Source organism: Niveispirillum sp. FG156, assembly GCF_057809555.1.
This window is the reverse complement of the sequence record NZ_JBMDKE010000004.1, coordinates 38,681-59,845: the sequence shown is the minus strand read 5'-3', so window position 1 is coordinate 59,845 and position 21,165 is coordinate 38,681. Positions and strand designations below refer to the sequence as shown.

Here is a 21,165-nt window from a genome sequence, read left to right as displayed (position 1 = left end):
GGCATGTCGATACCGAACCTCATCCCCCATCACAGCCCCAACCATGGCCCGCGCCGGACCGACGGGCCGCCGGATATGCTGGTGATCCATTATACGGGCATGCAGGACGGGCCGTCGGCCCTGGCCCGCATGTGCGATCCGGCGGCGGAGGTCAGCGCGCATTACATGATCGAGGAGGATGGCCGCATCTTCCAGCTGGTGCCCGATGACCGCCGCGCCTGGCATGCCGGCGCCTCCCGCTGGGCCGGGCAGGATGATATCAACAGCCGGTCCATCGGGATCGAGCTGGTCAATCCCGGCCATGAATGGGGGTATCGGCCCTTCCCGGCGGCGCAGATGCGCGCGCTCGCCGATCTTTCCACCCACCTTCTGTCGCTTTATCCCATCCCGGCCCATCGCGTGCTGGGCCATTCCGATATTGCGCCCTTGCGAAAGCAAGATCCGGGCGAATTGTTCGACTGGCTGGGCCTGGCCATGGCGGGGGTGGGATTGTGGCCCGACCCGCGGCCCGCCGATGGGATGGCATGGGAAAAGGACGAGATTGCCCGGCTGCTGCAACGGTTCGGCTATCAGGTCGCCCCGGATGGGATTTCATGGGACGAGCACCGCGCCCATGGGAAAACATGGGACGACAGCGCCGAAGCGGCCCTGTCGGCATTCCAGCGGCACTGGGTGCCGGCCAGTATAGGCAAAGGCATGGATCGCGAGACGGTCGCGGCGTTGCGCGCCCTGGTCAGAGACTCGGGCATCTGATCGCGGTTGCTTTCCCAGCCCTGAACGCCTACAACCCGCCGGCCAGACGGTCGGATGGTCGCTCTCATGCAATGGGGAAACCCGCATGGGGGAGGAAAGTCCGGGCTCCACGGAAGTACGGTGCCGGGTAACGCCCGGCGGGGGTGACCCCAGGGAAAGTGCCACAGAGAGCAGACCGCCGACGCCAGTAACCCCTTGGGATTGCTGGATTTCGGTAAGGGTGAAAGGGTGTGGTAAGAGCACACCGCGACCCTGGCGACAGGGTTGGCATGGTAAACCCCACCGGGAGCAAAACCGAATAGGGACGGCACGGGCGGCAACGCCCAGGCGCACTTCCGCGCTGTCGTCCGGGTGGGTTGCGCGAGGTGTCCAGCAATGGGCATCCCAGAGGAATGACCATCCCCCGGATACCATCCACTCGTGGGATATGGTCCGGTGGACAGAACCCGGCTTACAGACCGTCTGGCCCTTTACCTTGCATCGCGGCATGATTTATTTACGAGTGGTTTACAGGTGTGCGCGCCATCACAGCGGCAACCCGCTGCCACACCTCCCCCCCAGCCCTAAAACCGCCCAGATTTAGGGCCAAAACCGGCCCCAGCCCCACAATATCTAGGCAATGGAACGGGTCGGAAAGCGGGTTTGAAATTTAAATATCACGGTTTTCGAGATATCGCCCAGATTCCCATGATATTTCGAATTTCTAGTTAACAGAAAAACACCCTGTCCATTCGGGTTATTTTCAAGAAAAGGCAGGCATAGATTGCCTATGCCTTTCAGTCCGCCGCCCAGCGCGAATCAAATCGGAACAAGAAAAACCAAGCATATCTTGGTGGATGGACTTGTTTTTCATCTTCGGACCCGACTTATCCACAGATCAAGACTCCCACTGTGGAAAAACGCCGAATCAGGGCGAGACATTACTATCTCCCCTTTTCTCCCATAAATTCCCATGGTATCCCATAAAGACCCAATGACAGGGACCATCCGCCCAATCACGCCCATACGATGCTCCAAAACAGGTGGCATCGGAAGGGGCGGAGAAAAGGCAATGGAGGGGTCGTTGGGGTCATGGGCGCCGGGGTGGCGCCAGCAAGGTGGGGCGTGATGGGCTTGTTCCTGTCCACATATGTCAACAAGGTTGATAAGAAGGGCCGGGTATCCATCCCCGCTCCCTTCCGCTCGACCTTGTCGACGGGACAGACGGGCACCCAGACCGAGATGGTGATTTTCCCCTCTCTCCAGGCGCAGGCGCTGGATGCCTGCCCGCTGTCCTACCTGGAACAGCTGTCCGAAGCCCTGGACAATCCGAACATGCCGGATGACGTCCGCGAGCTGATCGACACCACCGTGTTCGGCCAGTCGGTGCAACTGACGCTGGACCCCGAAGGCCGCGTGATCCTGCCCGACAATCTGCTGCGCTTTGCCGGGATCACCGAGAATGTGACCTTCATCGGTCGCCGCAAGACGTTCCAGCTGTGGGACCCGGTGGCGTTTGCGGCCCACGAACAGGCCGTGCGCGATCAGGCCCGGACCAACAATATCTCGCTATCCACCATTCTGGCCAAGGCCACGGGCCTGGTGAAGGGGGAATGATGGGCGCGCAACCGGTGCATATCCCCGTCCTGCTGGCCGAAGTGCTGCACGACATGGCCGTTGCCGATGGGCAGACGGTGGTGGACGGCACCTTTGGCGCCGGCGGGTACAGCCGCGCCCTGCTGGACAGTGCGGCCATCCGCCTGTTCGCCATCGACCGCGACCCCGCCGCGCATGAGCGCGCCCGGCCCATCATCGAGGCCTATGCCCCGCGCCTGTCGCTGCTGAATGGCTGTTTTGGGGATATGGAGGCGCTGCTGTCCGCCGCCGGGGTGTCCACGGTCGATGCCATCGTTCTGGATATCGGCGTGTCGTCGCCGCAGATCGACACGCCAGAACGCGGGTTCAGCTTCCGTTTCGACGGACCCTTGGACATGCGCATGGGCGATACCGGCCCGACCGCCGCCGATGTGGTGAACAGTGCCGAGGAAGAAGATCTGGCGAACATCTTCTATCGCTATGGCGAGGAGCGGCTGTCGCGCCGTGTGGCGCGCGCCATCGTCATGCGCCGGGCGGAGAAGAAGTTTGAGCGGACGGGCGATCTGGCCGATGTCATCCGCTCCTGCGTGCCGAAATCCAAGGACGGGATCGACCCCGCCACCCGCAGCTTCCAGGGCCTGCGCATTCATGTGAATGACGAGCTGGGTGAGCTGGAGCGCGCGCTGGCCGCTGCCGAACGGCTGCTGTCGCCCGGCGGGCGGCTGTGCGTTGTCACCTTCCATTCGCTGGAAGACCGGCTGGTCAAGGAATTCATGCGCGAACGGTCGGGCAATCTGCCGGGCCCGTCGCGCCATATGCCGGGTCCGGCAGCATCCGGCCCCGCCCCCACATTCCGCCTGCTCTCCAAATCCGGCACGGGTCCGGGTGCGGAAGAGCAGGCCCGCAATCCACGCGCCCGGTCCGCCCGGCTGCGTACCGCCATCCGTACCGAGGCACCGGCCTGGGCACAGGGAGAAGCCGCATGATCGGGAAGTCCACCATCGTCTGGATCGCCGTTTCCTGTGCCGCCAGCGGCATCCTGTACCAGACCAGCTATAAGGCGCAGGAGCAGGAGCGTGAGCTGAACCGCCTGAACCGCGCCATCGTGACGGAGCAGGAGGCCATCCAGGTCCTGAAGGCCGAATGGGCCTATCTGAACGATCCGACGCGCCTGGAAAAGCTGTCGGCGGAACATCTGCTGTTGCAGCCGACCGGTGCCGCGCAGATCGCGCGCCTGTCCGACCTGCCGCAGAAGGACCCGAACCAGCCGGCCCCCTATACCCCCATTCCCGGCCGCAAGCCGGGCAGCCGCGCGCCGGACGTGATCGAGCGCGCGCCGATGCCCAAGCCCGTCCCTCCCGCCCCGTCGCGACGCCAGCCTGAAGGCCCGGTGATCCTGGCGAAGTATGGAGCCACGCGATGACCGACATCAATTACAGCCTGACGGGTTTCGATCTGGCCGGTGGTGACCGGTATGGCCAGGGCGGGCGGGCGGAACCGCGCATCCGCGTCAATGGCCGCGCATCCACCGCGCTGGCCATGGGCAAGTCGCGTCTGGTCGTGCTGATGGCGGCCTTCACCGTCGGCTTCGGTGCGGTGGGGGCCAAGCTGGTGGATGCCACGGTCAGCTTTGGCGGGGCCAAGGAGCCGTCGGTGGCCCGCGCCGCCACGCGCACCATGACCAACAGCCGCGCCGACATTGTGGACCGCAACGGTGTGCTGCTGGCCACGTCGCTGCACACGGCCTCGCTGTTCGCCGATCCCAAGCTGATCCTGGATGCGCGCGAAGCGGTGCAGCAGCTGTCGACCGTTCTGCCCGAACTGGACCCGGTGACGCTGCTGGCCGATCTGAAGTCGGACAAGCGCTTTGTCTGGATCAAGCGCAACCTGTCGCCCCGCCAGCAGCAGGAAGTGTTCCGCCTGGGCATCCCCGGCCTGAATTTCCAGCGCGAGGAGCGCCGCGTCTATCCGCAGGGCAATCTGGCCGCCCATGTCGTGGGTTTCAGCGGCGTGGACAATAACGGCCTGATGGGGATCGAGCAGGCGTTCGACACCCGCCTGAAGGAAAGCGACGAGCCGCTGCGCCTGTCGGTCGATGTCCGGTTGCAGCATGTGCTGCGCAAGGAACTGGTCAACGCCGTGGACGAGTTCAACGCCATCGGTGCCGCCGGCATGGTCATGGATGTGAAGACCGGCGAAATCCTGGGCATGGTTTCCGTGCCCGATTTCGACCCGCACGCCCCGCCGCCGCCCGCCCCGGAGCAGGACACCGACCCACGTTTCAACCGCAACACGCTGGGCGTGTACGAAATGGGCTCCACCTTCAAGATCTTCAACACCGCCATGGCGTTGGAATCCGGCAAGGTGCGTTTGCAGGACAGTTTCGACACCACCCGCCCCATCAAGATCGGGCGGTTCCTGATCAAGGATTACCACCCGGTCAATCACTGGATGGATGTGGCCGATATCTTCAAGGAAAGCTCCAATATCGGTTCCATCAAGATGGCCGAACAGGTGGGGCCGAACGCGCAGAAGGAATTCATGGGCCGCCTGGGCCTGCTGCGTCAGGCCAGCCTGGAGGTGCCGGAACGTGGCTGGCCCATGATCCCGAACCCGTGGCGTGAAGTGAACATGATGACCATTTCCTTTGGTCACGGCATGTCGGTCAGCCCGGCGCATCTGGTGCAGGCCGTTGGCGGTGTCGTCAATGGCGGCATCATGCACCCGGCCACCCTGCTGAAACGCGAAAACCCGAACGAGGTTCCGGGCACCCGTATCATCAGCGAGCAGACCTCCATCACCATGCGCAAGCTGATGCGGCTGGTGGTGACGGAAGGTACGGCCAGCAAGGCTGATGTCCCCGGCTATCTGGTCGGCGGCAAGACCGGTACGTCGGACAAGGTGAAGGGCCGCGGCTACGTCACCAACGCCCGTATCTCCAGCTTTGCCGGCATCTTCCCGGCCAATGACCCGCGCTATGTCGTCTATGTCCTGGTGGATGAACCCAAGGGCAACAAGAAGACGTTTGGTTTTGCCACCGGCGGCTGGGTCGGCGCGCCGACGGCGGGCGCCATCATCGCCCAGATCGGGCCGCTGTTGGGTGTGAAGCCGCAGGACAATAACGCGCCCGAGATCATCCAGGCCATGTCGGTGCATCCGGGGCCGATGGCCCCGCAGGGTGCGCAGGTGGCAGCGGTACCGGCATCGTTGCAGGCCGGGGGTGAAGAGGATTGATGAAAAGGCTGTCGGAGATCATGGCATCACGGACCGAACTGGCGGTATCAGCGCTGGCACTGGAACGCGACCCACCCATCACCAACCTGACGGCGGATAGCCGCAAGGTCGTGCCCGGAACGCTGTTCGCCGCGTTGCCGGGCACGCTGCGTGATGGGCGTGATTTCATTCCCCAGGCCATTGCATCCGGCGCGGTCGCCATTCTGGCGCCGAAGGGCACCACTCTGCCCGAGGGTGCCGAGCATGTGACCCTGATTGAGGATGCCAATCCCCGCCGCCGTCTGGCGCTGCTGGCCGCGTCATTTTCCGGGGAGCAGCCGCAGAAGATCGCCGCCGTCACGGGCACCAATGGCAAGACCAGCACGGCACAGTTCACGCGGCAAATCTGGGCCGGTCTGGGCCACAAGGCCGGGGCCATGGGTACGCTGGGTCTGGTCGCACCCGGCTTTCCGGCAAGCGACAGCCTGACCACGCCCGACCCGGTAGCCCTGCATGCCACGCTGGCCGATGTCGCCCGCGCCGGTGTCACGCATCTGGCGCTGGAAGCGTCCAGCCACGGGCTGGATCAGTTCCGCCTGGACGGGGTGCTGGTGACAGCATCCGGTTTCACCAACCTGACGCGTGACCATCTGGATTATCACGGCACCATGGAGGCCTATCTCAAGGCCAAGCTGATGCTGTTCGACCGCGTGATGCCCAAGGGGGCGGCGGCCATCATCAATGCCGACATCCCGGAATTCGACCAGATCGCGGCTACCGCCCATGCCCGCAAGCAGAATGTCATCGGCTTTGGCGAGGCTGGTAAGGAACTGCGCGTCATCGAGGTGACGCCCCTGCCCCATGGTCAGCGGCTGGAGCTGGAGCTGTTCGGGCGTCGCCGGACGGTGGAGATGCCGCTGGTCGGGCGGTTCCAGGTCTGGAACGCGCTGTGCGCCCTCGGCCTTGCCATTGGCAGCGGCGAGGATGCGGAAAAGGCAGCCGACCAGCTTGCCATGCTGACGGGCGTGCGCGGCCGGCTTGAGATGGTTGCAACCCTCAAGAATGGCGCGGCGGTCTATGTGGATTACGCCCATACGCCGGACGGGTTGGAGACGGTGCTGCACGCGGCCCGGCCCCATACGATGGCCAAGCTGTCGGTCGTGTTCGGCTGTGGCGGCGACCGCGACAAGGGCAAGCGGCCCATGATGGGCGCCATCGCGGCCCGTCTGGCCGACCGCTGCATCGTCACCGATGACAACCCGCGCAGCGAGGTGCCGGCAACCATCCGCGCGGCGATCATGGCGGCATGCCCCGGCGCCCTGGAAGTGGATGACCGGGCCAAGGCCATTGCGGTGGCCATCGGCGAACTGGGGCCCGGCGATGTGCTGATCATCGCGGGCAAGGGGCATGAACAGGGGCAGATCGTGGGGACCGAGGTCCGTCCCTTCGACGATGCAAGCGTGGCCCGGCAGGTGGTGGCGGGTCTGTGAGTGTAGGTCGCGGGTGAGCCGAAGGCGAACCCCGACAGCGACGGTGAGAGGGAATGTCGGGGTTCGCCATTGGCTCACCCCGACCTACGAGGTGGAGCGATGTCGGACATCCTGTGGACGGGCAATGAAGTGGCAGCGGCCTGCAACGGCAAGGCGCTGGGCGATGCTGCCTGGACCGTCACAGGCGTGTCCATCGACAGCCGCACCATCGCCAGGGGCGACCTGTTCATCCCGCTGAAGGGCCCGAATTTCGACGGCCATGCCTTTGTCGCCCAGGCCCTGAACCAGGGGGCCGCCGGGGCCATCGTGGCCGATATCCCCGCCGGTCTGGAAGGCGATGCCCGCCTGATCAAGGTGGATGACACGATGCTGGCCCTGCAGGACCTGGGCCGCATGGGCCGGGTGCGGGCGGGCGGCAAGATCATCGCCGTCACCGGGTCGGTCGGCAAGACGGGCACCAAGGAGGCGTTGAAGGTCGCGTTGGACAGCCAGGGCAAGACCTTCGCCACGGTCGGCAGCTTGAACAATCACTGGGGCGTGCCGCTGTCCCTGTCGCGCTTTCCCGCCGACAGCCGGTTTGGGGTGTTCGAGCTGGGCATGAACCATGCCGGTGAGATTGGCCCCCTGTCGCGCATGGTGCGGCCCGACATCGCCATCATCACGACGGTGGAGGCGGTGCATATCGAGTTCTTCGCCAGTGTCGAGCATATCGCCGACGCCAAGGCCGAGATTTTCGAAGGCATGGACGCATCCGGCACGGCCATCCTGCCGCGCGACAATGCCCATTATGCCCGGCTTCTGGCCGCCGCCCGCACGCAAGGGCTGACGCGCATCCAGTCGTTCGGAACGCATGGGGGAGCCGACGGACGGCTGTTGAAGTATGAGGCGCATGCCGACCATGGCGTCGTCACGGCCCGCATCGATGGCATTGACGTCACCTACACCATCCCCCTGCCGGGCAAGCACCATGCGGTCAATTCGCTGGCGGTCCTGCTGGCCGTGAAGGCGGCGGGCGGCAATGTGGCAGAGGCGGCGCAATCGCTGGCCGGGCTGGCCCCCATCAAGGGGCGCGGGCAGCGCCGGGCGATCGAGCTGGAAAGCGGTTCCCTCACCCTGATCGATGAAAGCTACAACGCCTCGCCCGTGTCCGTGGCCGCCGCCGCCGGTGTGCTGGGTCAGGCGGAGATCGGGGCGGGCGGGCGGCGCATCGCCATTCTGGGTGACATGCGCGAACTGGGCGACCATGCGCCCGTCCTGCATGCCGGTCTGGCCGACCCGTTCGTGAAGGCCGGCACCGATCTGGTTTTCTGCTGCGGTCCCAATATGCGCCATCTGTTTGACGCATTGCCCGCCGACAAGCGCGGCGCACACACACCCGACAGCGCCACCCTGGCCCCCATCGTCACCGCCGCCATGAAGGCGGGCGACGCCGTGATGGTGAAGGGGTCCGCCGGCAGCCGTATGGCGCTGGTGGTGGAGGCGTTGAAGGCGCTGGACCGCGCGCAACAGGATAATAACCCGCAAGGGACGACCGCCGGCAACAAGGCGGGGAAACCGAGAGACAACGATGCTGTATAACCTGCTCTATCCCCTGGCGGACGAATTCCAGATCTTCAACCTGTTCCGGTACATCACGTTCCGGACGGGCGGGGCCGTCATGACGGCGCTGATCATCAGCTTCGTCATCGGGCCGCGCGTCATCCGCTGGCTGAAATCCAAGCAGGGCGAAGGTCAACCGATCCGCACCGACGGGCCGGAAACGCATCTGAAGAAGAAGGGCACGCCCACCATGGGCGGCCTGATGATCATGATCGCCGTCATCGTCTCCACCCTGTTGTGGGTGGACCTGACCAATACCTATACCTGGATCGTGCTGCTGGTGACGGTCGGTTTCGGTCTGGTCGGGTTTGGCGATGACTACCTCAAGCTGACCAAGCGCAATACCAAGGGCCTGTCGTCGAAGGTGAAGCTGGTCGCCACCCTGGTGGTCGCCGCCGTCGCCACGGGCTGGTACCTGATGGTCACCCCGTGGGAGATGGGCACAGGTTTGGCTCTGCCCTTCTTCAAGGATCTGCTGATCAATCTGGGCTGGTTCTATGTGCCGTTCGCCATCATCGTCATCATCGGCTCCTCCCATGCTGTCAACCTGACGGACGGGCTGGACGGGCTGGCGACCGTGCCCATCATGATCGCCGCCTCCTGCTTCGGCCTGATCGCGTATCTGTCGGGCAATGCCATCTTCTCCAACTATCTGGGCATCCACCATGTGCCGGGCACGGGCGAGCTGGCCGTGTTCTGCGGGGCGCTGGTGGGCGCGGGCCTGGGTTTCCTGTGGTTCAACGCGCCGCCGGCCATGGTGTTCATGGGCGATACGGGGTCGCTGTCGGTGGGGGGGGCGCTGGGTGCCATTTCCGTCATCACCAAGCATGAACTGGTGCTGGCCATTGTCGGCGGGCTGTTCGTGCTGGAGGCGCTGTCGGTGATGATCCAAGTGGCGTCGTTCAAGCTGACGGGCAAACGGGTATTCCGCATGGCCCCCATCCACCATCATTTTGAAAAGAAGGGCTGGTCGGAACCGACCGTCGTTATCCGGTTCTGGATCATCGCCGTCATCCTGGCGCTGGTCGGCCTGTCCACCTTGAAGCTGCGTTGAGGGCTGGAATGATTGATCTTGGCCATCTGAAAGGTCGCAGGATCGCGGTGATGGGTCTGGCCCGGTCAGGCCTGACGGCGGCGCGCGCCCTGAAGGCGGCCGGGGCCACGCTTCTGGCCTGGGACGATGGGGCCGGCGGGCAGAAGGCGGCGGCAGAGGCCGGGATCGACCTGACCAACCTGCACGAGGTGGATTTCAAGGGCATCGACGCCCTGGTCCTGTCGCCCGGCATTCCGCACACCTACCCCGCGCCCAACCCTATCGCCGCCAAGGCCAAGGCAGCCGGCGTGCCGATCATCAGCGATATCGAGGTGCTGCGTCAGGCGTGCCCCAAGGCCACCTATGTCGGCATTACCGGCACCAACGGAAAATCCACCACCACGTCGCTGGTCGCCCATATCATCGCCGGCACGGGCAGGCCGACGCAGGTGGGCGGCAATCTGGGCATTCCGGCCCTGTCGTTCGACGCGCTGGGTGCCGACGGGGTCTATGTCCTGGAAATGTCCAGCTATCAGTTGGAAATCACGCCGTCGCTGGGCTTTGACGCGGCTGTCCTGCTGAACATCACGCCTGACCATCTGGACCGGCATGGCGGGATGGATGGCTATATTGCGGCCAAGAAGCTGATCTTCCAAAAGGGGATGGCGACGGGCGCACAAGTGGCCGTGATCGGCATTGACGATCCGCATTGCGCCCGGATGGCGCTGGAACTGGACGCGGAATTCCCCGGCAAGGTGATCCGCATCAGCGCCGAAGGTCCCGTCAGCGGCGGCATCGGGGTGGAAAACGGGGTTCTGGTGGATGACCGGGGTGGTCACCATCATCCGGTCACCGACCTGCGGACCTTGCCCGCCCTTCCCGGCACACATAATTGGCAGAATGCCGCCGCCGCCTATGCCCTGGCCCGCGCCGTCGGTATCAACCATGCCGACATCCTGGACGGGTTGCGCACCTTCCCCGGTCTGGCCCACCGCCAGAGCCTGGTGGGCAGCATCGACGGTGTCCGCTTCATCAATGACAGCAAGGCCACCAATGCCGATGCGGCGGCCAAGGCGCTGGCCTGTTACCAGCCCATCTACTGGATCCTGGGCGGCAAGGCCAAGGATACGGGCCTGGACGGGCTGGACAGCTACATGCCCGCCGTGGCGCACGCCTTCCTGATCGGCGATGCGACAGAGGCGTTTGCGCAATGGCTGTCGGCGCGCGGCGTGGCGCATACGCGCTGCGGCACCATGGATGTCGCCGTTGCTGCCGCCTTTGCCAAGGCCAAGGAAGAAGGGCGGGAGGCACCGGTGGTCCTGCTGTCCCCGGCCTGCGCCAGTTTCGACCAGTATCCGAATTTTGAAGTACGCGGCGATGATTTTGCAGGCCACGTCCGGGCCTTGTCCAATGGGGGGATCGTCTGATCATGGTTTCATTCTCCCGTACCGATCATTCGATCCTGGGCCGCTGGTGGTGGACCGTTGACCGCTGGACCATGGCGGCGGTGATCCTGATCGCCACCATCGGCGTGGTCCTGGTCCAGGCGGCCAGCCCCGCCGTGGCGACGCGCATCGGCACCGACAGCTTCCACTTCATCGAAAAGCATCTGCTGGTGCTGATCCCGTCGCTGGGCCTGATGTTCGGCGTGTCGCTGCTGTCGCCGCGGGGCGTGCGGCGGCTGGCGGTGGTGATGTTCCTGGCCGCCGCGTTCGGCGTGTTCCTGACCCTGTTCATCGGGATGGAGATCAAGGGCGCCACGCGCTGGCTGCAACTGCCGGGCCTGTCGGTGCAGCCGTCGGAATTCCTGAAGCCGGCCTTCGCGGTTGTCGCCGCCTGGCTGTTCGCCCTGCACCGCACGCAGGAGAATGTGCCCGGCATCCCCGTGGTGGTGGGGCTTTACGGCCTGATCGTGGTCCTGCTGATGAGCCAGCCCGACCTGGGCCAGACCTTCGTCATCACCTGCATCTTCTTCGGTCAGTTCTTCCTGGCGGGCCTGCCCATCGTCTTCGTGGCCTCCTGCGTGGTCATGGGCGTGGGCGGTCTGGTCAGCGCGTACTTTCTGTTCCCGCATGTGCAGAGCCGTATCGACCGGTTCCTGGACCCCGCCGCCGGCGACAATTATCAGGTCGCCCGCTCCCTGGAAGCGTTCGAGAAGGGCGGTATCTGGGGCACCGGGCCCGGCCAGGGCACGGTCAAGATGTCCATCCCCGACAGCCATGCCGACTTCATCTTCTCCGTCGCGGGCGAGGAGATGGGGATGATCACCTGCATGATCATCATCTGCCTGTTCGGCTTCGTCGTGCTGCGCAGCTTTGCCCGCGCATCCAATGACCAGAGCCTGTTCGTGATGCTGGCGGCCAGCGGCCTGACCATGCAGTTCGGCCTGCAGGCCCTGATCAATATGGGTTCGGCCCTGCATCTGATGCCGACCAAGGGCATGACCCTGCCCTTCATTTCCTATGGCGGGTCGTCGCTGATCGCATTGGGGATCGGCATGGGCATGGTGCTGGCCCTGACCCGCAAGCGGTTTGGACCGGGAGAGGCGCTATGACCGCCCAGCGCCCCATCATCCTGGCCGCCGGGGGAACCGGTGGTCACATGTTCCCGGCAGAGGCGCTTGCCCGCACGCTCATCGCGCGCGGGCATTCGGTCATTCTGGTGACCGACAAGCGTGGCAAAGCCTTTGGCGACAGCCTGCCCGACGTGCGCGTCGAACGTATCCGCGCCGCCACATCCGCCCCCGGCATTTGGGCCAAGCTGCGCATGGTGGTGGAACTGGTGGTGGGCACGGCCCAGGCGCGTTCCCTGCTGCGGCAGTTGCAGCCGGCCCTGGTGGTCGGTTTCGGCGGCTATCCCTCCCTGCCGACCGTGTTTGCGGCGCAAAGCGCGGGCATCCCCACCCTGCTGCATGAACAGAATGCCGTGCTGGGCCGCGCCAACCGGCTGCTGGCCGCCAAGGCGCGGATGATCTGCACCAGCTTCCCCAGCGTCGCGGGCCTGCCGGCGGTGGATGGCACGCGCATCATCCGCACGGGCAACCCCGTCCGCCCCGACATCCTGGCGCTACGCGACGCGCCCTATCCCGCGCCCTATGCCGGTGGTTCGCTGAACCTGCTGGTTACGGGCGGCAGCCAGGGGGCCGCGATCTTTGGCGAGGTGCTGCCGCGTGCCGTGGAAATGCTGCCCGAGGATGTGCGCTACCGCCTGAAGATCGTGCAGCAGGCACGGGCGGAGAATATCGAGGCGGCCCGCAGCGCCTATGCCCAGATGGGCGTGGAAGTGGAACTGGCCACCTTCTTCAAGGACATGCCGGCCAAGCTGGCGGGATGCCACATGATGATCGCCCGTTCCGGTGCCGGAACGGTCGCGGAATTGTCGGTGGTTGGCCGCCCTTCCCTGCTGGTTCCGTACCAGTACGCCATGGATGATCACCAGACCGCCAACGCCCAGTCACTGGTCGGGGCCGGTGGTGCCTGGCTGCTGCCGCAGCAGGAATTCACACCTGTTTCGGTATCAGAACAACTGGCGTCTTTCCTGGCCGATCCGGGCCGTCTGGCCAGTGCGGCAAAGGCCGCCGCCGGCTGGGCCATCCCGGATGCCGCCGACCGTCTGGCCGATGCTGTTGAACGCGTGGTGAAGGGGAATGCCGCATGAGCATGATGGATACCACCGCCGAACCCACGCTGGCCGAGTTGGAGCGCGCCTTTCCGCTGCTGCTGAACGGGCTGACGCGCCGGCGCTTCACCCTGCCGCAGCCGCAGAGCCCTTTGAAAGCAGGGTTTGTTTCACAAATGGAACAAAAAATCGCCCCGCGCCTGCACCATGATTATTCCACCATCACCCGTCGCCTTGGAGTTTGACCCATGCGGGCTTTGCCGCTGAATATCGGAACCCTGCATTTCGTCGGCATCGGCGGTATCGGCATGTCCGGCATCGCCGAGGTGCTGCATAATCTGGGCTATGCCGTGCAGGGCAGCGACATGGCCGACAATTACAATGTCCAGCGGCTGCGCAAGCTGGGCATCAAGGTGGAGATCGGCCACCGGGGCGAAAACCTGGGCGATGCCGCCGTTCTGGTCATCTCTTCCGCCGTAAAGAAGGACAATCCGGAGGTTGTGGCGGCCCGCGCCGGCATGATCCCCGTGGTGCGCCGCGCCGAAATGCTGGCCGAACTGATGCGCCTGAAATGGTCGATCGCGGTGGCCGGCACCCATGGCAAGACTACCACCACCAGCATGGTCGCAGCCTTGCTGGAAGGCGGGGCCATGGACCCGACCATCATCAATGGCGGCATCATCAACTCGCTGGGCACCAATGCCAAGCTGGGCAGCGGCGAGTGGATGGTGGTGGAGGCCGACGAAAGCGATGGCACCTTCACCAAGCTGCCCTCCACCATCGGTATCGTCACCAATATGGACCCCGAACATCTGGACCATTACGGGACGTTCGAGGAGGAGCGGAAGGCCTTCGACCGGTTTGTCGAAAACATCCCCTTCTATGGCTTTGCCGCGCTGTGTATCGACCATCCCGAGGTTCAGGCCATGCTGGGCCGGGTGGATCGCCGCGTTGTGACCTATGGGTTCAGCCCGCAGGCCGATGTGCGCGCCGTCAATATCGTGACCAACACGTCCGGCTGCTATTACGACGTGGAACTGACCGACCGGGCCGCGTCGGAGGCACGCACCATCACGGGCGTGCATCTGCCGATGTACGGCCTGCACAATGTCCAGAACTCCCTGGCCGCCATTGCGGTTGCCATCAGCCTGGGCATCAGCGACGACAGCATCCGCGCCTCCTATGCCAAGTTCATGGGCGTGAAGCGCCGCTTCACGAAGACCGGGGAGAGCAACGGCGTCGTCGTCATCGATGATTACGGCCACCATCCCGTGGAGATCGCCGCCGTGTTGAAGGCGGCCCGCATGGCCGGCACGGGCCGGACCATTGCCGTCGTACAGCCCCACCGCTACACCCGCCTGCAGAGCCTGTTCGCGGAATTCTGCACCTGCTTCAACGATGCCGACGCGGTTGTCGTGGCCGATGTCTATGCGGCGGGTGAGCAGCCCATTGAGGGTGCGGCCAAGGATGATCTGGTCGAAGGCCTGCGCGTGCGCGGCCACCGCAATGTCACCGCCCTGTCCAGCCCGGCAGCATTGCCCAGCCTGATCGCCGAGATGGCGAAACCCGGCGACATGGTCGTCTGCCTGGGCGCCGGCACCATTACGCAATGGGCCAATGCCCTGCCGGGCGAATTGGACAAGCTGGCCACCCTCAATAAGGGGGGCGACTGACATGGTGCAGGTGCTGGATGGACAGGCGCTGACCGGCCGGTTGAAAGAGGCCGCCCCCGATATCAGGGGACGGCTGACCCCGGATGCGCCGATGGGCCCCAGCACCTGGTTCCGGGTGGGCGGCAAGGCAGAGGCCCTGTTCCGCCCGGCGGACGCGGATGATCTGTCCTACTTCCTGGCCCATTGCCCCGCCGATGTGCCCGTGACGGTCATCGGCGTGGCCAGCAACCTGTTGGTCCGGGACGGGGGCGTTCCCGGTATCGTCATTCGCTTAGGCGGCCCGTTTGCGGAAGTAGCGGTGGAGGGGGACCGGATCATCGCCGGTGCCGGTGCGCTGGACCTGAACGTCGCCCTGACGGCGCAGGCCGCCGGTCTGGCGGGGCTGGAGTTCCTGTCGGGCATTCCCGGCACCATTGGTGGGGCCGTGCGCATGAATGGCGGCGCCTATGGTGCCGAAACGGTGGATGTCATCCTGTCGGCGGAGGGCATTGACCGGCGCGGGGTGAAGCACAGCTACACGCGTGAGGACTTGCACCTGACCTACCGCCATTGCGGGGTGCCGGACGATGTGATCTTCACCAGCGCCATCTTCCAGGGCCAGCCTGACGATCCCGCCGCCATCCAGGCGCGCATCGACGCCATTCAGCAGGCCCGCGCCGATAGCCAGCCCGTGCGCGCCCGCACCGGCGGATCGACCTTCGCCAACCCGGACGGGCACAAGGCCTGGCAGTTGATCGATGCCGCCGGATGCCGGGGCCTGACCATCGGCGGCGCACAGATCAGCGAGAAGCATTGCAACTTCCTGCTCAACCTCGGCGACGCGACAGCCCATGATATCGAATCGCTGGGTGAAGCGGTCCGGGCACGTGTGAAGGCGAAGAGCGGCGTGGATTTGCGCTGGGAAATACGCCGGATCGGACTACCCCGTTCGAACGGGGGTGAGTCATGAATGCCACCCTGGCCGACAAATGTGAGTCTCCGCTGCAACAGGTCTCAGTACCCCGAGTCGCTTTTTTAAAAGCGCTTCATTTTGGCGCTTGCAGCCCCGTAATCCGTCGCTTACACCGAATCTTGTGGGAAGGCTGGGGCTGCCTCACACAACATCTTGCGATAGCGCAGAATTTGCCGGAAGGGCCGGCAGGAATGGCGACGCGTCACCACGCGTCAGCCAAAGGGGGAACTGTTGTGATGGGCACCGAGAACCGTTCGAAGCATGTCGCCGTCCTGTTGGGCGGATGGTCTGCGGAGCGGGAAGTGTCCCTGGTCAGCGGGTCCCGCATCGCCGAGGCGCTGGAGAGCAAGGGCTACAAGGTTACGGCCATCGATGTGCAGCGCGATCTGGCCGGCCTGATCGCAGCCCTCACCCCGCATCCCGACGTGATTTTCAACGCCCTGCATGGCAAGGGCGGCGAGGATGGACTGATCCAGGGCGTTCTGGAATATCTGGGCGTGCCCTATACCCATTCCGGCGTGATGGCGTCTGCCGTCGCCATGGACAAGGCGCTGACCAAGCGCATCCTGGCCACCGTGGGCATGCCCGTGGCCGATGGCGTCATCGCCACCAAGGAACAGGTCCTGGCCGGCCATGTCCTGCCCCCGCCCTATGTCGTGAAGCCCGTGGATGAGGGTTCCAGCGTCGGCGTGCGCATCGTTCGCGAGAGCGACAATTTCACGGTGCTGGAAGAAGATAGCTGGGTCTATGGCCGCCGCGTGCTGGTGGAGAAGTTCATTCCGGGCCGCGAACTGACCGTCGGCGTCATGGGCGACCGCGCCCTGGCCGTCACGGAAATCGTTCCCCGCACCGCCTTTTATGATTATGAGGCGAAATACGCCGATGGCGGTTCGGTCCATGTCTGCCCGGCCGAAATTCCGGCGGACGTGGCCGAGGAGGCCAAGCGTCTGGCGCTGCTGGCGCATCAGGTGCTGGGCTGTTCGGGCGTGTCGCGCACCGATTTCCGCTGGGATGACAGCAAGGCCGGCGTCAGCGGCCTGTGTTTCCTGGAAACCAATACCCAGCCCGGCTTCACGCCGACCTCCCTGCTGCCTGAACAGGCGGCATCGCTGGGCATCAGCTATGCCGATCTGTGCGCCTGGATAGTGGAGCATGCAAGATGCCACGCGTGACGCCCACCGCCCCGCCCACCACCGATAATCCCCGCGCGCGCTTTGCCGAAACGCAAAAGCGCGCGACGCTGCGTGCCGCCCAGGAGGCGAACCGCCGCCGTGCCCTGCCCCGCTGGGCCGAACCGGCGATGAAGATCGCGCGGCGGTCGGCGCCGCTGGTGGCGCTGCTGGCTGTGGGCGCCTGGGTCTGGGGCTCGGGTTATGGCGAGATGCTGACCCATGCCGCCACCGACAAGGTCCTGACCGCCAGCGTCGAAGCCGGCCTGTCGGTGCAGGATGTGACGGTGGTCGGGCGGGAGAAGGCGGCGCAGGCCGACCTTCTGAACGCGCTGGCGGTGCAACGTGGCACGCCGATCCTGGCCTTTGACCCGCACCATGCGCGCACGTCGCTGGAACAGATCCCCTGGGTCCGTCAGGCGCGGGTGGAACGCCGCCTGCCCGACACCATCGCCATCACCATCACCGAACGGGAGCCGATGGCCCTGTGGCAGCATGACCGGCAGATGCGCCTGATCGACGCCGACGGCATCGTGCTGACGGCGAATGACCTGTCGAAATGGCCGAACCTGCCGCTGCTGGTGGGACCGGATGCGCCCAAGCGCGGGCCGGCCCTGCTGCATATGCTGGCCAAGCAGCCGGCCATTGCGCAGATGGTCGAGGCGGCAGTGCTGGTCGGCGGGCGCCGCTGGGACCTGCGCCTGAAGAACGGCATCGATATCCGCCTGCCCGAACATGATGTGCCGGAAGCCCTGCATCAACTGGCCATGATCCAGCAGACGAATGACGTGCTGAACAAGGATGTGGTCGCCATCGACCTGCGCATCCCGGACCGCCTGTCGGTCCAGACCTCCGCCGCTGCGGCCGATCTGCGCCGCAAGCCCCCCGAAAAGAAGCAGAAGACCTGAGGGCACGCGATCATGGCATTTCCCGGCGCCCTCAATACCCGTACCAAGGCCCGCAAGGTTCCGCGCGGCGGCACCATCGCCGCGCTCGACGTCGGCTCGTCCAAGATTGTCTGCTTCATTGCCAAGGTCGATGACCCCGGCAGCATCCGCGTGGTCGGCATCGGCCACCAGATCAGCCGGGGCGTGCGCTCAGGCGGCATCGTCGACATGGAAGCCGCTGAAACCGCCATCGGCACCACCGTGCATGCCGCCGAGACCATGGCCGGCGAACAGATCCGCGAGGTTCTGGTCAGCCTGTCGGGCGGGCAGCCGGAAAGCCAGACCCTGATTGCCGAAACGGCGGTGACGGGGGCGGAGATCGGCGACAGCGACGTGCGCCGCGCCCTGACCGAGGCGCGCAAGCTGGACCTGTCGCCCGACGCCGAACTGATCCATTCCATCCCCGTCGGCTATGCCATCGATGGGGTCAAGGGCATCCGCGACCCGCGTGGCATGGTGGGCGAACGGCTGGGCGTGCGCACCCATGTGGTCACCGCCGCAGGCGGCCCGGTGCGCAACCTGTCCACCTGTGTCGGGCGCTGCCATCTGGGTGTCGAAAGCTTCGTCATGAGCCCCTATGCCGCCGGCCTGTCGTGCCTGGTGGAAGACGAGATGGAACTGGGCGTCACCGTCATCGATATGGGCGGCGGCACCACCAGCATGGCCGTGTTCAATGACGGCAAGATGGTCTGGTGCGACAGCATCCCGCTGGGCGGCGGCCATGTCACCAACGACATTGCCCGTGGCCTGACCACGCCCGTGGCCCAGGCCGAGCGGTTGAAGACCCTGTACGGTTCCGCCGTGTCCGCCGTGTCGGACGAGCGGGAGATGATCGACGTGCCCCAGGTGGGCGAGGAGGAGCGCGGCCAGACCAATCATGTGCCGAAATCGCTTCTGGTCGGCATCATCCAGCCGCGCATGGAAGAGATTTTCGAACTGGTGCATGGCCGCCTGGACCAGTCGGGCTTTGCCAAGGCCGCCGGTCGCCGCGTCGTCCTGACCGGTGGTGCCAGCCAGCTGTCGGGTGTGCGCGAACTGGCCGCCAATGTCCTGGACAAGCAGGTACGCCTGGGCCGTCCGCTACGCATCGGCGGGCTGGCCACCAATGTTTCCGGCCCGGCCTTCGCGTCGGCTGCCGGCCTGCTGGCCTATGCCATGCAGCAGAACCATGAGATGCCGGCGCTGGCCCCCATGCCGGAAAAGTCCACCGGGCTTTGGGGCCGCGTCAATGGCTGGCTGCGGGAGAATCTATGACCCGAAGACCATGCCACAGGCCCCGCGCCCGCCGATCAGCAGCCAAAGCCTGAACTACTACCCGTTCCCGCCGCCTTTCCCGATTTCCCTCCCCCGCCAGAGGAGCCCACAGCGATGAGCATCAAACTCGGTATCCCCAGCGTCGAAGTGCAGACCAAGCCCCGCATTACCGTGTTCGGTGTCGGCGGTGCCGGTGGCAACGCCGTCAACAACATGATCCGTTCCGCGCTGGAAGGGGTCGAGTTCGTGGTGGCCAATACCGACGCGCAGGCGCTGCAGGGCAACCTCGCCTCCAAGCGGGTTCAGTTGGGCTCCACCATCACCCGCGGTCTGGGCGCCGGATCGCGCCCCGATGTGGGCCGTGCGGCGGCGGAAGAACAGCTGGAAGAAATTCTGGGCCATCTGTCGGGCACCAACATGTGCTTCATCACCGCCGGCATGGGCGGTGGTACCGGTACGGGTGCGGCCCCCGTCATCGCCCGTGCGGCGCGTGAACAGGGCATCCTGACCGTCGGCGTGGTCACCAAGCCGTTCAATTTCGAAGGCGCGCACCGCATGCGCACCGCCGAAAGCGGCATCAGCGAACTGGCGCAGTATGTCGACACGCTGCTGATCATCCCCAACCAGAACCTGTTCCGTATCGCCAACGAGAAGACGACGTTCGCCGACGCCTTCAAGATGGCCGACGATGTTCTGCATGCCGGCGTGCGCGGCGTGACCGATCTGATGGTCATGCCGGGCCTGATCAACCTGGACTTTGCCGACATCCGCACCGTCATGAGCGAGATGGGCAAGGCCATGATGGGCACGGGCGAGGCCGAGGGCGACCGCCGCGCCATCGACGCCGCCGAGGCCGCCATCAACAACCCGCTGCTGGACGATATCAGCATGAAGGGTGCGCGCGGCGTGCTGATCAACATCACGGGCGGTCATGACATGACCCTGTTCGAGGTGGATGAAGCCGCCAACCGCATCCGTGACGAGGTCGATCCCGAAGCCAACATCATCTTCGGTTCCACCTTCGACGAACATATGTCGGGCAAGATGCGCGTGTCGGTCGTCGCCACGGGCATCGACAATGCTGTGCAGCAGCGTCCGCCGATCGGTCAGCCGCAGTTGCAGGTCGTGTCGGGCCGCCGTGTCGCCCCCGCACAGGCCCCCGCCGCGGCACCAGCCGCCGCCATCGCCGGCATCCCGCCGGTCCCGGCCAATCCGATCCCGGCCCGCCCGGCCCTGCAGCCCGCCGCCATCCCCGGAGTCGCGGCGGCTGCCCCCGCCTTTGCCCCGATGCAGCCGGCCCCGATGCCGGGTGCCGCCGTGGCCATGATGGAGGAAACCGCCCCGGCTATGGCTGATGAAGCCGCTGCCGAGGCCCATGCCGCTGTCGCCATGGCCGCCGCCACGGCCCCGCAGCCGCATCATGAGCTGCGCCCGTCCGACATGCGTCCGGCTGCCCCGGCCCGCCGCGACGACGCCTTCATCCCGCCGCGTGCGGCTGAAGGCGCCCCGCGCAGCAGCCAGCCGACAGCACCGGAGCGGTTCACGCCGCCCGCCCCGCAGGAAAAGCGTGGCCTGTTCGCCAAGCTGTTTGGCGGCGGCGCCCCGCAGCCGGCACCGGCCGCCCCGCGCATGCCGGCGCCGGCCCCGCAGGCCCAGGCACCGCAGTTCAACGCCCAGGCCCGTCAGGCCGCCCCCGCCCCGGCCCCGCAGCCGGCGGCACAGGCTGCCCCGCAGGCCCCCCGCCCCAAGACCGCGCAGAGCGACGAAGAGATGCTGGACATCCCCGCCTTTCTGCGTCGTCAGGCGAATTGAGGTATCGACCAGTACCCGTAGGTCAGGTCGAGCCGTAAGCGAGCCCTGACAGGAAAGGCCTCAAGCTTGTTCTGTCA

General features: G+C 65.6%; 18 protein-coding genes and 1 other RNA gene. All 19 read left to right on the top strand.

Annotation, left to right across the window (positions count from 1 at the left end):
- Window positions 1–3: 3 nt before the first annotated feature.
- The 19 genes from ACODSP_RS03705 (at window position 4) to ftsZ (ending at window position 21,088) form a co-directional block, all read left to right on the top strand.
- Window positions 4–753 carry an N-acetylmuramoyl-L-alanine amidase gene (locus ACODSP_RS03705; protein ID WP_488964279.1) on the top strand — a complete coding sequence of 250 codons (750 nt, stop codon included), beginning with the start codon at window positions 4–6 and terminating at the stop codon, window positions 751–753.
- Window positions 754–795: 42 nt separating this feature from the next.
- Window positions 796–1,223, top strand: an RNA gene (rnpB, locus tag ACODSP_RS03700) — RNase P RNA component class A.
- Between the two features lie 637 nt (window positions 1,224–1,860).
- Window positions 1,861–2,349: a division/cell wall cluster transcriptional repressor MraZ gene (locus ACODSP_RS03695; RefSeq protein WP_488964278.1), complete on the top strand. Its 489-nt coding sequence runs from the start codon at window positions 1,861–1,863 to the stop codon at window positions 2,347–2,349.
- Window positions 2,349–3,314 (top strand): 16S rRNA (cytosine(1402)-N(4))-methyltransferase RsmH, encoded by a 966-nt coding sequence (rsmH, locus tag ACODSP_RS03690; RefSeq protein ID WP_488964405.1) that lies wholly within the window; start codon window positions 2,349–2,351, stop codon window positions 3,312–3,314. Before ACODSP_RS03695 ends, rsmH begins: the two co-directional genes overlap by 1 nt.
- Window positions 3,311–3,751 carry a cell division protein FtsL gene (ftsL, locus tag ACODSP_RS03685; protein ID WP_488964277.1) on the top strand — a complete coding sequence of 147 codons (441 nt, stop codon included), beginning with the start codon at window positions 3,311–3,313 and terminating at the stop codon, window positions 3,749–3,751. Before rsmH ends, ftsL begins: the two co-directional genes overlap by 4 nt.
- Entirely contained in the window at window positions 3,748–5,562 is a 1,815-nt protein-coding gene (locus tag ACODSP_RS03680; RefSeq protein WP_488964276.1) for a peptidoglycan D,D-transpeptidase FtsI family protein, read from the top strand. Before ftsL ends, ACODSP_RS03680 begins: the two co-directional genes overlap by 4 nt.
- Window positions 5,563–5,582: 20 nt before the next feature.
- The gene (locus ACODSP_RS03675; RefSeq protein ID WP_488964275.1) at window positions 5,583–7,031 is read left to right on the top strand and encodes a UDP-N-acetylmuramoyl-L-alanyl-D-glutamate--2,6-diaminopimelate ligase; all 1,449 of its coding nucleotides are present in this window, start codon (window positions 5,583–5,585) and stop codon (window positions 7,029–7,031) included.
- 99 nt (window positions 7,032–7,130) lie between these two features.
- Window positions 7,131–8,609, top strand: coding sequence for a UDP-N-acetylmuramoylalanyl-D-glutamyl-2,6-diaminopimelate--D-alanyl-D-alanine ligase (locus tag ACODSP_RS03670; protein ID WP_488964274.1), 1,479 nt, complete (start codon window positions 7,131–7,133; stop codon window positions 8,607–8,609).
- Complete coding sequence (gene mraY, locus ACODSP_RS03665; protein WP_054165937.1) at window positions 8,599–9,684, top strand: phospho-N-acetylmuramoyl-pentapeptide-transferase; 1,086 nt, start codon at window positions 8,599–8,601, stop codon at window positions 9,682–9,684. The genes ACODSP_RS03670 and mraY overlap by 11 nt, the downstream gene beginning before the upstream one ends.
- 8 nt (window positions 9,685–9,692) lie before the next feature.
- Window positions 9,693–11,090, top strand: coding sequence for a UDP-N-acetylmuramoyl-L-alanine--D-glutamate ligase (gene murD / locus ACODSP_RS03660; RefSeq protein WP_488964273.1), 1,398 nt, complete (start codon window positions 9,693–9,695; stop codon window positions 11,088–11,090).
- Window positions 11,091–11,092: 2 nt separating this feature from the next.
- Complete coding sequence (ftsW, locus tag ACODSP_RS03655) at window positions 11,093–12,217, top strand: putative lipid II flippase FtsW (protein WP_488964272.1); 1,125 nt, start codon at window positions 11,093–11,095, stop codon at window positions 12,215–12,217.
- Window positions 12,214–13,320 carry an undecaprenyldiphospho-muramoylpentapeptide beta-N-acetylglucosaminyltransferase gene (gene murG, locus ACODSP_RS03650; protein ID WP_488964271.1) on the top strand — a complete coding sequence of 369 codons (1,107 nt, stop codon included), beginning with the start codon at window positions 12,214–12,216 and terminating at the stop codon, window positions 13,318–13,320. Before ftsW ends, murG begins: the two co-directional genes overlap by 4 nt.
- Window positions 13,317–13,526 (top strand): hypothetical protein, encoded by a 210-nt coding sequence (locus ACODSP_RS03645; protein WP_488964270.1) that lies wholly within the window; start codon window positions 13,317–13,319, stop codon window positions 13,524–13,526. Before murG ends, ACODSP_RS03645 begins: the two co-directional genes overlap by 4 nt.
- Window positions 13,527–13,529: 3 nt before the next feature.
- The gene (murC, locus tag ACODSP_RS03640; protein ID WP_488964269.1) at window positions 13,530–14,954 is read left to right on the top strand and encodes a UDP-N-acetylmuramate--L-alanine ligase; all 1,425 of its coding nucleotides are present in this window, start codon (window positions 13,530–13,532) and stop codon (window positions 14,952–14,954) included.
- A 1-nt stretch (window position 14,955) separates the two neighbouring features.
- Window positions 14,956–15,903, top strand: coding sequence for a UDP-N-acetylmuramate dehydrogenase (gene murB / locus ACODSP_RS03635; RefSeq protein ID WP_488964268.1), 948 nt, complete (start codon window positions 14,956–14,958; stop codon window positions 15,901–15,903).
- Window positions 15,904–16,142: 239 nt separating this feature from the next.
- A complete protein-coding gene (locus tag ACODSP_RS03630) occupies window positions 16,143–17,078 on the top strand; it encodes a D-alanine--D-alanine ligase (protein ID WP_488964267.1) in 936 nt (311 codons plus the stop codon).
- Entirely contained in the window at window positions 17,066–17,983 is a 918-nt protein-coding gene (locus ACODSP_RS03625; protein WP_488964266.1) for a cell division protein FtsQ/DivIB, read from the top strand. The genes ACODSP_RS03630 and ACODSP_RS03625 overlap by 13 nt, the downstream gene beginning before the upstream one ends.
- A 12-nt stretch (window positions 17,984–17,995) precedes the next feature.
- Window positions 17,996–19,276, top strand: a complete 1,281-nt coding sequence (gene ftsA / locus ACODSP_RS03620) for a cell division protein FtsA (protein ID WP_488964265.1) — start codon at window positions 17,996–17,998, stop codon at window positions 19,274–19,276.
- Window positions 19,277–19,390: 114 nt separating this feature from the next.
- Window positions 19,391–21,088: a cell division protein FtsZ gene (gene ftsZ / locus ACODSP_RS03615; protein WP_488964264.1), complete on the top strand. Its 1,698-nt coding sequence runs from the start codon at window positions 19,391–19,393 to the stop codon at window positions 21,086–21,088.
- Window positions 21,089–21,165: the final 77 nt, after the last annotated feature.